The sequence below is a fragment of the Bradyrhizobium sp. ISRA430 genome, from assembly GCF_029909975.1.
Classification (GTDB): domain Bacteria; phylum Pseudomonadota; class Alphaproteobacteria; order Rhizobiales; family Xanthobacteraceae; genus Bradyrhizobium.
This window is the reverse complement of sequence record NZ_CP094516.1, coordinates 2,740,642-2,754,935: the sequence shown is the minus strand read 5'-3', so window position 1 is coordinate 2,754,935 and position 14,294 is coordinate 2,740,642. Positions and strand designations below refer to the sequence as shown.

The window sequence follows — 14,294 nt, the reverse complement described above, 5'->3', positions numbered from 1 at the left end:
AACGGCTCGCCGCTGCGCCGGAACCGTCTTCACACAACTGCGTTTGTTGCGGGCACTGTTTCGCGCTACGCTCTTCCTCGGGGCTTCCCAACCACAAGTGGCTCGCCGATGAATCTGCTCGATCCGCAAGGGCCCGTTGCTGCTGCGAACAGCACCATCCTGGTCGATTCCGTTTTCATCATGCTGACGATCGTGGTGCCGACCATCATCGCGATCCTGGGCTTCGCCTTCTGGTTTCGGGCGTCCAATCCGCGCGCGCACTATCAGCCCGACTTCGTCTATTCCGGCCGGGTCGAAATGGTGGTGTGGGCGATCCCCGCTCTGACCGTCATCCTGCTCGGCGGTGTCGCCTGGATCGGCTCGCATCAGCTCGACCCCGCAGCACCGGTGCCGGGGACCGGCAGCCCGGTGCGGATTCAGGCCGTCTCGCTCGACTGGAAGTGGCTGTTCATCTATCCGGACCAGCGCATTGCCACCGTCAACACGCTGACGGTGCCGGCCGGCGCCGAGCTGAATTTCCAGCTCACGTCGTCGAGCGTGATGAACGTATTCTTCATCCCGCAGCTCGGCAGCATGATCTACACGATGAACGGCATGGTGACGCGGCTCAACCTGCGCGCCGACAACGAGGGCAAGCTTCAGGGGCTCTCGGCGCATTTTTCCGGGGATGGCTTCCCGGACATGATGTTCGACGTCAACGTGATCTCGCCGCTCGTCTTTCCCGACTGGGTGGCGAGCACGGCGAAGACCGATTCCGTGCTGAACGAAGACAGCTACAAGAAACTGATGCAGCAGGGCATCGAGACAGGCAGGCCGACCTACCGGCTCGAGGATCCCCGGCTCTTTGACCTCATCGCGACCCAGCACATTCCGCCCGGGCCCGGACCGCAAGTCGCATCCGAGGCGGACCGGTCGCACAGGGGAGGCCATGATGTTCGGTAAGCTCGATTGGTCGGCGATCCCGTTCGGCCAGCCGATTCCGCTCATCGCAGGCGCGGTGGTGCTGGTCGCAATCCTGGGCGTGCTGGCCTGGGTCGTGGTGAAAGGGCATCTGCCCTATCTCTGGCACGAATGGATCACCAGCGTCGATCACAAGCGCATCGGCGTCATGTATGTGCTGCTGGCCTCGGTAATGTTGCTGCGCGGCGGCAGCGACGCGATCATGATGCGAATCCAGCAGGCGATCGCCTACCAATCGCAGGGTTATCTGCCGCCGGAGCATTACAATCAGATCTTCTCGGCCCACGGCACCATCATGATCTTCTTCGTGGCGATGCCGTTCGTGATTGGGTTGATGAACCTCGTCGTGCCGCTCCAGCTCGGCGTGCGCGACGTCGCCTTTCCGACGCTGAATTCGGTCGGCTTCTGGCTGACCGCGACCGGCGCGCTGCTCGTCAACATCTCGCTCGTGGTCGGCGAATTCGCGCGCACCGGCTGGCTCGCCTTTCCGCCGCTGTCGGGGCTGACCTATTCGCCGGGCGTCGGCGTCGACTATTATGCCTGGTCGCTCCAGATTTCCGGCGTCGGCACGCTGGTGGCCGGCATCAATCTCGTGACCACCGTGCTGAAGCTGCGCACCAGGGGCATGAACTATCTGCGCATGCCGATGTTCTGCTGGACGACGCTGGCCTCGAACCTGCTCATCGTCGCGGCGTTCCCGATCCTCACGGCAACGCTCGCGATGCTGCTGCTCGACCGCTATCTCGGCTTTCACTTCTTCACCAACGAGGCCGGCGGCAACGTCATGATGTTCATGAATCTGATCTGGGCCTGGGGACATCCGGAGGTCTACATCCTCGTGCTGCCGGCCTTCGGCATCTACTCGGAGGTGGTGTCGACCTTCTCTCACAAGCCGCTGTTCGGCTACCGCTCGATGGTCCTTGCCACCATGGCGATCTGCGTCATCTCCTTCATGGTCTGGCTGCATCACTTCTTCACGATGGGCGCGGGGCCCGACGTCAACGCGATCTTCGGCATCGCCAGCATGATCATCGCGGTGCCGACGGGGGTGAAGATCTACAACTGGCTGTTCACGATGTATGGCGGCCGCATCCGCTTCGCGACGCCGATGCTGTGGTCCATCGGATTTATGGTGACCTTCATCATCGGCGGCCTGACCGGCGTCCTCGTGGCGGTGCCGCCGGCCGACTTCCTGCTCCACAACAGCATGTTCCTGGTGGCGCACTTCCACAACGTCATCATCGGCGGCGTGCTGTTCGGCGCCTTCGCCGGCTTCGAATACTGGTTTCCGAAGGCGTTCGGCTTCCGCCTCGATGAGCGTTGGGGCAAGGCGGCGTTCTGGTTCACCTTCACCGGCTTCTACATTACGTTCATGCCGCTCTACATCGTGGGCATGCTGGGCATGACGCGGCGCATGCAGCACTACGACGTCGCGGCCTGGCGGCCCTGGATGCTCGTGGCCGCGATCGGCATGGCGGTGCTGACGGTCGGCGTCATCTGCCAGGTCATGCAGCTCGTGGTCAGCATCCGCAACCGGGAGGCTTTGCGCGATCGCACCGGCGATCCCTGGGACGGCCGCTCGCTGGAATGGGCAACCTCGTCGCCGCCGCCGGTGTTCAACTTCGCCTTCCATCCCGATGTGCGCGGCGAGGATGCCTATTGGGCGATGAAGCAGCACGCCAAGGAGCAGCAGCTCGCGCATCATTTCGAGCCCGAATACGAGGATATCGAGATGCCGAGAAACTCGCCGACCGGATTCGTCTGCGCGTTCTTCGCCAGTGTCACGGGCTTTGCGCTGATCTGGCACATCTGGTGGATGGTGATCCTGGGCGTCCTTGGCGCGTTCGCGACCTTCGTCGTATTCGCCTGGCGCGACCATGACGAATACGTCATACCGGCGGCTGAGGTCGCGCGGATCGATCAGGCCAACATCGAGGAACGCCGCAACCTCGTCAGCATGGCGGGAGCCCTCTAATGGCGATGACCGCGACCTATGGCCACGCGCATGCCGACCCGCACCATATCGGCCGCGTCCTCGAGCATCCCGGGCCGGCACCGAAGCGCATCGTCACCGCCTATGGCTTCTGGGTCTTCCTGCTCTCCGACATCGTGATGTTCTCCTGCTTCTTTGCGGCCTATGCGGTGCTCGTCCACCAGACCGCCGGTGGCCCGAAAGGCTCGGAGATCTTCGAGCAGAAGAACGTCGCGATCGAGACGGTCTGCCTGCTCCTGTCGAGCTTCACCTGCGGCATGGCGAGCATTGCCGCCGACGTGCGCAACAGGCTGTGGTTCTATCTCTGCATGGCCGTGACCTGCGTGCTGGGGCTTGCCTTTCTCAGCATTGAATTCCGTGAATTCGCCGATCTGGTGTCCCGCGGCTACGGGCCGTCGCGCAGTGCGTTCCTGACCGCGTTCTTCTCGCTCGTCGGATGCCACGGCCTGCATGTCTCGGCCGGTGTGCTGTGGCTTCTCACCATGATGGCCCAGGTCTTCGCCAAGGGTTTTCGCGCCGACATCCTGCGCCGCCAGATGTGCTTCGCGCTGTTCTGGCACGCGCTCGACATCATCTGGGTCGCGATCTTTTCAGTCGTCTACCTGCTTGGAGGCGCGCCATGAGCGATGAGACGCATGTGCCCACGCGGCTCGACCTCGCACCGGGCGAGGAAGAACAACACAGCGTCGGCGAGCGGATCCTCGGCTACGTCGTCGGCCTCGTCCTGGCGCTGCTCCTGACCGCGACGTCGTTCTTCATCGCTGGCACGGATCTGGTCTGGCAGCCTTCGATTCCGGTCGCGCTGATCGTGCTCGCGATCGCGCAGATGGGCGTGCATCTCGTGTTCTTCCTGCACATCACGACGGGCCCGGACAACACCAACAACGTTCTGGCGCTCGCCTTCGGCCTCCTGATCGTCTTCCTGGTGGTCGGTGGCACCGTTTGGATCATGGCGCACCTCAATCAGAACATGCCGCCGATGGACCAGATCATGCAGATGCGCAGCTAGCCTGGGGCAAAGAAAAAGAGCCGCTTGCGATGAACAAGCGGCCCAAGTCTAGGGAGGAAACGCCCAAGCAAAGACAATCGGGCCGGAGCCGGATTGCTGCCAAGGAAGCGTTAGCACCACGTGCTACCGCACATATATGAGATGCAACAACTCCCGATAGAGTTCAATTCCGGATCAATACTGTCTCGGATTACCGCTCACAGTTGCGTGAAGCGCTCTCTCATTTCGGCCGGCGGCAATTATACGCCTTGCGGAAGCCGGCAGCCTGCGCGTCGTCCTCCGAGCAGAACCAGCGGTCCGGTTTCGTCGTCGCCGGATAACTCGGGCAGCCTCGCAAATGATAGATGCCGATATTGCCGGTGACGCGGGCGCGCACCGCGAGCTTGCCTTTGATGCTGCAGTTCGGCGGCATCGCCAGATCCTCCGGGAACAGCACGGCGCGAATTTCCTTGTCGCGATCGGGGCGGCAGGCGGCCCCAAGGAGCGCGCCGTCCTTCTTGCCGGTGCGGAACTCTTGCGGTGCAGCAAAGCAGCCCTTCCAGATGCCGGCCGAGGCGGCCTTGGCTTCGGCCGCCGCCGGCTTGACGTTCGCCTTGACGGGCTCGCGCGCGAGGGCAAAGCCGAGTTTGACCAGTTGCTCGTTCAAACTGACCTTGTCGCCTTCCGCCGTACAGATCGCACGGTGCCGCTTGCCGAAGCTCTTCTCTGGCCCGACATCGTCGCAGCGAACGGTCCGCCCGCCGATCAATTTCGTGAGTTGGTCGCGGGCGTCCAGCCCGCAGGTCCAGGGATCGGCGTGATCGTCGATACAGACTTGGTCCAGCTCCGGCGCGTCGACGCCATCGAGCCGATAGGTGGTGTCGCCGAGCTGGATGGAGTTGGCATCCCGGACGGTTGCGGCTGCGGTCAGCGCGAAGCCGGATCCGGTGGTGATCAGAAGTCCGGACAGAGCGAGAAACAAAACAAGCGCGATAGCGCCGGCAAAGGAATTCTTGAAGGACATACGATCTCACTATCGATTGCTCTTGCCCTTCGTTCCTAGCATCCGGACATGGCAACACCAATGGTCTGCGCTGTGCGAAGTGCGACATTCGTGCACCACGCCTTTACTCGCCGGCCGGTCTGCCCCTATCGTTTGCCGTTCAGACAAGCTGCGAAAGGCCGAATCGCCCGCGAAGCGGCGAGGGCGGGAGGACAATGTTTCGATGAAAGACCCCGTGGACGTCCTGATCATCGGCGCCGGCGCTTCGGGCGCCGCCGTCGCGTGGTCGCTGGCCGAGACCAAGATGCACATTCTCTGCCTGGAGCAGGGCGGCTGGATGAACCCCGCGGAATATCCGAGCACGGGCCGCGACTGGGAAGCCAAGTTCTACGGCGAATGGTCGACCAGCCCGAACGTTCGTGGCAGGCCCGAGGACTATCCCATCAACGACGACAATTCGCCGATCAAGGTCGTCAGCTTCAACGCGGTCGGCGGCTCGACCGTGATGTACACGGCCCATTGGCCGCGGCTGCACCCTTCCGATTTCAGGGTGAAGACGCTCGACGGCGTCGCCGACGACTGGCCGATCGACTACGACACGCTGGAGCCGTTCTTCGAGGAGAACGACCGGATCATGGGTACATCCGGCCTGTCAGGCGATCCGCTCTCGCCGCTGACGCATCCGCCGATGCCGCCGCAGCCGCTCGGCCTGTCCGGGCCGCTGATCGGCAATGCCATGAACAAGCTCGGTTGGCACTGGTGGCCATCGGACACGACGGTTGCGACAATGGACTATGAGGGCCGGGCGCGCTGCATCAATCTCGGCCATTGCACGCCGGCCTGTGCGCAAGGCGCAAAATCCTCGACCGACATCACCTACTGGCCGCAGGCGATCCGCGCCGGGGTCGAGCTGCGTACCCATTGCCGGGTGCGCGAGATCACGACCGACGAGAACGGCATGGCCTCCGGTGTGGTCTATTACGACAAAGACGGCATCGAGCAGTTTCAGCCGGCGCATGTCGTCATCATCGCCTGCAACGGTGTCGGCACGCCGCGGCTCCTGCTGAACTCGGCGTCCAGCCGCTTCCCGAACGGCCTTGCCAATTCATCGGGCCTCGTCGGCAAGAACCTGATGTTCCACCCTTACGCGCAGATCTATGGCTACGTGAAGGAGCCGACCGACTCCAACCGCGCCCCGCCGACTTGTCTCTGGAGCAAGGAATTCTACGACACCGATCTGTCGCGCGGCTTCGTTCGTGGCTACGGCATCCAGTTCGGGCGCGGCGCCGGGCCGGTGTTCGAGGCGGTCGCGAGCGAGCAGAAGGGCATTCTGCCGTGGGGTGCGGAGCATCATCGCGTGTTCCGCAGGCTCAACGGCCACCGTGTTGCTGTCTCGGCGATCTGCGAGGATCTCCCGGAGGAACACAACCGCGTTACGCTCGATCCGGTCCTGAAGGACACTAACGGCATTCCCGCGCCGAAGATCGACTACACGATCAGCGAGAACAGCCGCAAGATGATGGACCACGCGCTCGCCCGTGGCCGGGAGATTCTCGAGACCGCCGGCGCAACCGACATCTGCATCAACAATCCTATCCCCTGGGGCGGCTGGCACCTGCTCAGCACGGCGCGGATGGGCACCGATCCCGAACGCTCCGTGGTCAACGAATGGGGCCGCTCGCACGATGTGAAGAACCTCTTCATCGTCGACGGCAGCGTCTTCGTCACCTCGGGCGGGGTCAACCCGACCTCGACCATCCAGGCCATAGCGCTCTACGTCGCCGACCAGATGAAGCAGCGCCTCGCCAATTTGTTCGACTGAGGCCGTCATGTCCGCAGACAATCAACTCACGCGCGCCCAACGCGACGATCTCCGCACTGTCGCCGCGATGATCATTCCCGCCAGCGACGAGTACAAGGTGCCCGGCGCGGACGACCCTGCGATCCAGGCCGACATGCTGGCGACGCTCGGCCGTGACACGGCGCTGGTGCGCCAGGCGCTGGACCATTTGGGGCGCCTGGCGGGCCGACCGCTCGCCGAGCTCGATGCGGCGAGGCGCGACGCGGTGGCACGGGAATTCCGCAGCTCTGGCGGCGCTGCCGCTGCGACCCTGGTCCGCGTCGTGCTGCAATGCTACTACCGCGATGACCGTGTGCTGCGCTCGCTCGGGCTGGAGCTGCGTGCGCCGTTCCCCAAGGGGCACGTGCTTCCGGACGGCGACTGGTCGTTGCTCGATCCGGTCAGGGCAAGGGCAGGCACGCTGCGACAGGTGCCCTAGCAGCCCAGCCCTGCGCTTGATGCGGGCCACTTGCGCGAGACGGAATAGGCCACCATCTGTGTGAGCCTCAAGGACTCTCGCCATGTTGGATTTTACCTCAGATATCGCCGATGACGGCCTGTCATCGCGAATCACAGCGGCTGCCCCGGACAATGATCGGGCCCTGCTGGACGCCTATTCCAATGCCGTGATCGACGTGACCGACCGCGTCGGCCCTGCCGTCGTGCGCGTCGAGACCGGACCGAAGGTGCCGAACGGCCGCGAGCGCGGCGGGCTTGGCTCGGGCATCGTGATCTCGCCGGACGGGCTGGTCCTCACCAACAGCCACGTGGTCGGCTCCTCCAAGGAGATCCGGCTGCGCGACGTCGAGGGTCATGTCGGCGACGCCCGGGTGCTCGGCGTCGACCCCGACACCGACCTTGCACTGCTGCGCGCCAACGGCGTGCGCGACCTGCCCTATGCCGCGCTCGGCAACTCCAAGACGTTGCGGCGCGGCCAGCTCGTGATCGCGATCGGCAATCCGCTCGGCTTCGAGTCGACCGTGACGGCCGGCGTGGTCTCGGCGCTCGGGCGCTCGATCCGCTCGGTGAGCGGGCGGACCATCGAGGACGTGATCCAGACCGATGCCGCGCTCAATCCCGGCAATTCCGGCGGGCCGCTGGTGTCGTCGAATTCCGAGGTGATCGGCATCAACACCGCCATCATCAGCGGTGCGCAAGGCATCTGTTTCGCGGTCGCCAGCAACACCGCGCAGTTCGTGCTGTCGGAGATCATCCGCCACGGCTATGTCCGCCGTGCCTATATTGGCGTTGCCGGGCAGACCGCGCCGATCCCGCGGCGGCATGCGGTGCTGGCCGGTGTCGAGAACAAGATGGGCGCGCTCTTGATGCAGATCGAGCCGGACGGCCCGGCGGCGAAGGCGGGCCTGCTGCCCGGCGACGTCGTCATCAGGCTCGACGGCGTCGAGATCAACGGCGTTGACGACCTGATCCGCGTGCTCGATCGCGACCGGATCGGCCGACGTCTTGCCATGGACGTGCTGCGGCTCGGCCGCCTGCGGGCCATCGACATCGATCCGGTCGAGCGCAAGCCGGCGCGGGGCACATGATCCGGAAAAGTGCGAAGCGGTTTTCCGATAAAATCATGTGCAAAAAATAGAGCGCTCGTCCCTCCGGGCGGGGTATGACAGCGGCATGCCTCGCTCCCGGAAGTTGGCCGCATGATGCCGGCGCACGAGCCCTACGACGTCATCGTCATCGGCGCCGGTGCGGGTGGCATGACGGCGGCGGCCGTTGCCGCCACCGAAGGCTTGCGCGTGCTGGTGATCGAGAAGACCGCCTTCGTCGGTGGCACCACCGCCTGGTCCGGCGGCATGGTCTGGATTCCGGCCAATCTCAAGATGAAAGAGGCGGGGCTGTCCGACAGCGTCTCGGACGCGGTCCGGTATCTGTCGAGCACGGTGCCCGAACCCGCCAATGCCGGGTTGCGCGCTGCCTTCCTCGCGCGCGGGCCGGAGGCGGTCGCCTATCTCGAGGCCAACACCGAGGTGCGGCTGCAGCCGGTGAAGACGTATCCGGACTATTATCCGGAGCGGCTGGGCGCCACGGCCGGTGGGCGCGTGCTCGAGCCGGTCGCCTTCGACGGAACGAGCCTCGGTGCAAACTTCGCCCGTCTGCGGTCGCCGCTGCCGGAGTTCACGCTGTTCGGCGGGATGATGGTCAACCGCCTCGACATCCCGCATCTGCGCCGGGTCGGCAAATCGCTGCCTTCGACCTTGCGTGCGGCGCGGCTCATTTCAGAATACGCTTGGCAGCGGCTGCGCGCACCGCGCGGCACGACGCTGCATCTCGGCAATGCGCTCGCCGCACGGCTGTACGCCTCGCTGTTGGCGCGGCAGGTCGAGATCCTCTTCAGCACCGACGTTGAGGAGCTGTCGATACAGGGCGATCGCGTCAGTGGCGTGGTCATCCGTCACGGCTCCCGCGACCGCACTATCGCCGCGCGCCGCGGCGTGGTGCTGGCGACCGGCGGCTTCTCGCACGACCCAGGCTTGCGCAAGCGCTTTTTCCCGGCGGCTGCGGGGTTCGTCTCGGCGACCAACACCTCCGACACCGGGGATGGGCTTCGCCTTGCGAGCGCAAGCGGCGCCGCGCTGAACATGGAAGCGACCAGCCCGGCCTATTGGGTGCCGGCCTCGCTGTTTCGCCGCGCCGACGGCAGCCGCGGTGTCTTTCCGCACACGGTGACCGACCGCGCCAAGCCGGGCGTGATCGCGGTGAACGCGGCCGGCCGGCGCTTCGTCAACGAGGCGCTGTCCTACCACGAATTCGTGCTTGCCATGCTGCGCGATGGCAACGGCGAGCCTGATCGCCCGTTCTATCTCATCTGCGACCGCCAATTCCTGTGGAGCTACGGCCTCGGCCGCATCAAGCCGTTCACGCGCAACGTCCGCCGCTATGTAGCAAGCGGCGAATTGATCGAGGCCGCGAAGATCGAGCAACTCGCCGCCAAGATCGGCATCAAGCCGTCCGCGCTCGCGGCCACGATCGCGGCTTACAACGCCGACGCCAGGGACGGCCGCGATCCGGAATTCGGCCGCGGCAGCACCGTCTATCAGCGCCATCTCGGAGATGCGGCTCACAAGCCCAACCCCTGCGTGGCGCCGATCATCCGCGCCCCGTTCTTCGCGATGCGCATCTATCCGGCCGATCTCGGCACGGCGATCGGCATGAAGGTCGATGCCCAGGCCCGCGTGCTGCGCGAGGATGGCTCGCCGATCGCCGGCCTCTACGCCTGCGGCAACGACATGGGCTCGATCATGAACGGCAACTATCCGGGACCGGGGATCACGCTCGGACCGGCGCTGACGTTCGGGTACATCGCGGGGCGGCATCTGGCGGAGGGGGTGTGATGACGTTGGCGTCGACCGTGGCAACGACCCTGCATCTCCTCCGCCGTCATGCCCCGCGAAAGCGGGGCATCCAGTATTCCAGAGACAGCGAGATTCACACGACCGCCGCGGCGTACTGGATCGCCCGGTCAAGCCGGGCGATGACAGTTGAGAGCGTGGCGCGCTCGTTCCGCAACCTCGTCATTGCGAGCGCAGCGAAGCAATCCAGAATGTTTCCGCGGAGGCAGTCTGGATTGCTTTGTCGCAAGAGCTCCTCGCAATGACGCGGGGAGAGAGGGCGCGCAGAACCGCTACTCCGCCGCGGCAGCAAAGCGACTGTTCTCCAGCTCCGCTTCGAGCCGCGCCTTCTCGGCTTCCGCTTGCTTGATGTTGGCTTCCTTGACATGCCCGAAGCCGCGGATCGTCTCGGGCAGGCGCGCGAGCCTCGTCAGCAGTGGGATCTGCTCCGCCTTCAGGCCGGCAATCCGCTGATCGATCATGCTGAGATAATCCTCGACCAGCTTGCGTTCGGTTTTGCGCTCCTCGGTGCGGCCGAACGGGTCAAGCGCGGTGCCGCGTAAGAACTTCAGCTTTGAGAGCAGCCGGAAGGCGTGGATCATCCAGCCGCCGAACTCCTGCTTCTGCAAGCGACCGGTCGCCTTGTCGCGCCGCGCGAAGATCGGCGGGGCGAGGTAGAACCTCAGGCTGAAATCGCCGTCGAATTTCTCCGACAGCTTCTTGGCAAAGCTGCCGTCGGTATAGAGCCGCGCGACCTCGTATTCGTCCTTGTAGGCCATCAGCTTGAACAGGTTCTTGGCCACGGCTTCGGTCAGTTCGGTGGAGGTGGGCGAAGCAGCGGTCTCCGCCTTGCGCACCTTGGCGACGGCCGCGAGATAGCGGTCCGCATACGCCTTGTCCTGATAGCCAGTCAAAAACCCTGCGCGCGTCGCGATGACATCGTCGAGTGACTTCGTCGGCGCGGACGCCCGGCTCTTGAACTGGAGCACGCTGCGCACCCGCGACATGTCGTGGGCGGCTAGGCGCCCCCAGGTGAAGGCGAGCTTGTTCATCTCGACCGCGGCGCCGTTGATCTCGATGGCCCGCAGCAGCGCTTCCAGCGACAGCGGGATCGCGCCCTTCTGGAAGGCGAAGCCGAGCATGAACGGATTGGTCGCGATCGAGTCGCCCATCAGCGCCGCGGCAATGCCGGTGGCATCGACGATGTCGAGATTCTTGTCGCCGATCGCGTCCCGCAGCACCGTCTGCATCGTGCCCATCTCGAAATCGAGATCGGGGTTTTGCACGAAGCTCGCGGTCGGCTGCAGATCGGCGTTGATATAGGCCTTCGTCGCCCCGCGCTCGGCGCGGCTGAGCGCGGTCGGGCCTGCCGAGACGATCATGTCGCAGCCGAGGATGACGTCGGCACCGCCGGTGGTGATGCGGACCGCGGAGATGTCCTCCGGCCTCCGTGCGATGCGCACGTGGCTCATCACGGCGCCGTTCTTCTGCGACAGGCCGGTGAAGTCGAGCGCCGAGCAGCCGCGTCCGTCGACATGGGCGGCCATGCCGAGCAGCGCGCCGATGGTGATGACGCCGGTGCCGCCAATGCCGGTGACGAGAATGTTGTAGGGACCATCGAGTTCGCGCGCCGGCGGCAGCGGCAGGTCGGCGAACAATTGGCCGGAGTCGATCGTCGACGTCTTGATCCGCTTCAGCGTGCCGCCATGCACGGTGACGAAGCTCGGGCAAAAGCCCTCGACGCAGGAAAAGTCTTTGTTGCAGTTCGACTGGTCGATCTGGCGCTTGCGGCCGAACTCGGTCTCCAGCGGCTGCACCGAGACGCAGTTGGAGGCTTGCGAGCAATCGCCGCAGCCTTCGCAAACGAGCTCGTTGATGAAGGCGCGCTTCTGCGGATCGGGATAGAGCCCGCGCTTGCGGCGGCGGCGCTTCTCAGCCGCGCAGGTCTGGTCGTAGATGATGACGGTGAGACCCTTGATGTCGCGCAATTCGCGCTGCACTTGGTCGAGCTCGCGGCGGTGATGGACGCTCGCGCCTTGCGGGAAGTAGTTGCCTTGCGGGTATTTGCTCGGATCATCGGAGACGATGGCGAGCCGCTTGACGCCTTCCGCCCAGACCTGGTGCGCGATCTGGGCGACATTGAAGCTGCCCTCGGCCGGCTGGCCGCCAGTCATCGCAACCGCGTCGTTGTAGAGGATCTTGTAGGTGATGCTGATGCCGGCAGCGGAGGCCGCGCGCAGCGCAAGCAGCCCCGAATGCGTGTAGGTGCCGTCGCCGAGATTCTGGAAGATGTGCTGCTCGGTGGTGAAGGGCGCCTGGCCGATCCAGTTCACGCCTTCGGCGCCCATATGCGAGATCAGATCGGTGCGGCGGCTCGGCATGCTCAAGGCCATGCCGTGGCAACCGATGCCCGCCATGGCGCGGCTCCCCTCGGGCACCTTGGTCGAAGAGTTGTGGGGGCAGCCCGAGCAGAAGAACGGCGTGCGCGCCAGCTTGATCGGCGCGCTGGTGGTGGCGGGGTTCTCGAATGCTTCGAGCCGCGCCAGCCGCTGCTCCAGCACCGGGCTCTGGTGGCCGAGCCGGCGCAGCCGCGCCACCAGCGCGGACGCGACGATGGTCGGCGTCAGCTCGCCCTCGCTCGGCAATAGCGGCGCGCCGCGTTCGTCGCGCTTGCCGGTGACGATCGGGCGCTTAGAGGCCTCCACGTTGTAGAGGATGCGCATGAGCTGGTCTTCGATGAAGCCGCGCTTCTCCTCGACGACGAGCACATCCTGAAGACCCTCAGCAAAGCGTCGCGCGCCGCTCTCCTCCAGCGGCCACGTCATCGCGACCTTGTAGATGCGAAGGCCGAGATCCTGCGCGTCCTTGTCGCTGATGCCGAAGTCGGCGAGCGCCTGGCGCAGGTCGAGATAGGCCTTGCCGGTGGCGAGGATGCCGAGGCGCGCAGGTTTTGAATCAAGCACGATGCGATCGAGCTGGTTGGCGCGGGCAAAGGCTTGCACCGCGGCCATCTTCGGGCCGAACAGGCGCTTCTCGGCCTCCAGCGGCGGATCGGGCCAGCGGATGTTGAGACCGCCCGGCGGCATCTCGAAATCGTCGGGGATCTTGATCTGGATCCGTTCGGGATCGCTGTAGATCGACGCAGAACTCTCGACCGTCTCGCCGATCGCCTTGAAGCCGACCCAGCAGCCGGAGAAACGCGACAGCGCGAAGCCGTAGAGGCCGAGATCAAGATAATCCTGCAGTGTCGACGGGTTGATGACGGGAATCAGCGCCGCGGCGAACACTTGCTCGCTCTGGTGGGCGAGCGTCGAAGACTGGCAGCCGTGATCGTCGCCGGCGAGCGCCAGCACGCCGCCGTGGCGCGAGGTGCCGGCCGAGTTCGCATGCTTCAGCGCATCGACCGAGCGATCAACGCCCGGGCCCTTGCCGTACCACATGCCGAACACGCCATCGACCTTGGCGCCGGGGAACAGGCCGACCTGCTGGCTGCCCCACACAGCGGTCGCGGCCAGGTCCTCGTTCAGACCGGGCACGAAGGCGATGTCGTGCGCTTGCAGGAACGACTTTGCGCGCCACAGCGCATGGTCGTACATCCCGAGTGGCGAGCCGCGATAGCCAGAGATGAACCCGCCGGTGTTGAGCCCCTGAAGCCGGTCGCGTTCGCGCTGCAGCATGGGCAATCGAACCAGCGCCTGCGTGCCGGACAGGTAGATCCGCTTCGATTCGAGCCGGTATTTATCCTCCAGCTCGACCTGCAACAGCGTCATTTCGGGTGTCCTTATCTCTTGTTTCGGCGTTGGAGGTTTGCGCTGCGGGAGGGATTGCGGCTGCGCGAAGCGGATTGCGACAGTCAAAGGCATGCACGGGCGAAGTCAATATCGCTCGCCGCATCCGTGGCGGTCCTGCTGGTCATGGCTACCGCTCGTCATTCCGGGGCGCGACGAAAATCGCGAGCCCGGAATCCATCGAGCCGCAGCGCAAACGGTGAAATGGATTCCAGGCTCGACGCTTCGCGTCGCCGCGGAATGACGAGCGGCGAGAGTGTCGGCCGCCGCCCACCGTTTGAGCAAAATGCCCGTCGTGGAGCCGTTGCGCAGACAAAAGCAGCTCTCGCCCTCAGCGTAACGTGCTGAACGCGCGATGAATTCCTCCGCGTCTCT

Annotated in this window: 10 protein-coding genes; 8 read left to right on the top strand and 2 right to left on the bottom strand. The window is 64.9% G+C overall.

Translation table 11 applies throughout. From position 1 onward, the window contains the following. Nucleotides 1-108: 108 nt before the first annotated feature. The 4 genes from MTX21_RS13360 to cyoD are packed head-to-tail and all read left to right on the top strand — an operon-like array spanning nucleotide 109 to nucleotide 3,962. Nucleotides 109-942 carry a cytochrome ubiquinol oxidase subunit II gene (locus tag MTX21_RS13360; protein ID WP_280965271.1) on the top strand — a complete coding sequence of 278 codons (834 nt, stop codon included), beginning with the start codon at nucleotides 109-111 and terminating at the stop codon, nucleotides 940-942. After that, complete coding sequence (gene cyoB / locus MTX21_RS13355) at nucleotides 932-2,935, top strand: cytochrome o ubiquinol oxidase subunit I (RefSeq protein ID WP_280965270.1); 2,004 nt, start codon at nucleotides 932-934, stop codon at nucleotides 2,933-2,935. The genes MTX21_RS13360 and cyoB overlap by 11 nt, the downstream gene beginning before the upstream one ends. Beyond that, entirely contained in the window at nucleotides 2,935-3,576 is a 642-nt protein-coding gene (locus MTX21_RS13350) for a cytochrome (ubi)quinol oxidase subunit III (protein ID WP_280965269.1), read from the top strand. The genes cyoB and MTX21_RS13350 overlap by 1 nt, the downstream gene beginning before the upstream one ends. Next, entirely contained in the window at nucleotides 3,573-3,962 is a 390-nt protein-coding gene (gene cyoD / locus MTX21_RS13345) for a cytochrome o ubiquinol oxidase subunit IV (protein ID WP_280965268.1), read from the top strand. The genes MTX21_RS13350 and cyoD overlap by 4 nt, the downstream gene beginning before the upstream one ends. Nucleotides 3,963-4,182: 220 nt before the next feature. On the opposite strand, the gene MTX21_RS13340 is transcribed toward cyoD, so the two are convergent. Next, nucleotides 4,183-4,965 carry a thermonuclease family protein gene (locus MTX21_RS13340; protein ID WP_280965267.1) on the bottom strand — a complete coding sequence of 261 codons (783 nt, stop codon included), beginning with the start codon at nucleotides 4,963-4,965 and terminating at the stop codon, nucleotides 4,183-4,185. A gap of 202 nt (nucleotides 4,966-5,167) precedes the next feature. On the opposite strand from MTX21_RS13340, the gene MTX21_RS13335 reads away from it, so the two are divergent. The 4 genes from MTX21_RS13335 to MTX21_RS13320 all read left to right on the top strand — a co-directional run bounded on the left by MTX21_RS13335 (nucleotide 5,168) and on the right by MTX21_RS13320 (nucleotide 10,134). Beyond that, nucleotides 5,168-6,766, top strand: coding sequence for a GMC family oxidoreductase (locus tag MTX21_RS13335; protein ID WP_280965266.1), 1,599 nt, complete (start codon nucleotides 5,168-5,170; stop codon nucleotides 6,764-6,766). A 7-nt stretch (nucleotides 6,767-6,773) separates the two neighbouring features. Next, nucleotides 6,774-7,223: a hypothetical protein gene (locus tag MTX21_RS13330; RefSeq protein WP_280965265.1), complete on the top strand. Its 450-nt coding sequence runs from the start codon at nucleotides 6,774-6,776 to the stop codon at nucleotides 7,221-7,223. An 82-nt stretch (nucleotides 7,224-7,305) separates the two neighbouring features. Beyond that, a complete protein-coding gene (locus MTX21_RS13325) occupies nucleotides 7,306-8,331 on the top strand; it encodes a trypsin-like peptidase domain-containing protein (protein WP_280965264.1) in 1,026 nt (341 codons plus the stop codon). Nucleotides 8,332-8,442: 111 nt separating this feature from the next. Next, the gene (locus tag MTX21_RS13320; protein WP_280965263.1) at nucleotides 8,443-10,134 is read left to right on the top strand and encodes an FAD-dependent oxidoreductase; all 1,692 of its coding nucleotides are present in this window, start codon (nucleotides 8,443-8,445) and stop codon (nucleotides 10,132-10,134) included. Nucleotides 10,135-10,424: 290 nt separating this feature from the next. On the opposite strand, the gene MTX21_RS13315 is transcribed toward MTX21_RS13320, so the two are convergent. Beyond that, nucleotides 10,425-13,901, bottom strand: a complete 3,477-nt coding sequence (locus tag MTX21_RS13315; protein WP_280965262.1) for an indolepyruvate ferredoxin oxidoreductase family protein — start codon at nucleotides 13,899-13,901, stop codon at nucleotides 10,425-10,427. Between the last annotated feature and the right edge of the window lie 393 nt (nucleotides 13,902-14,294).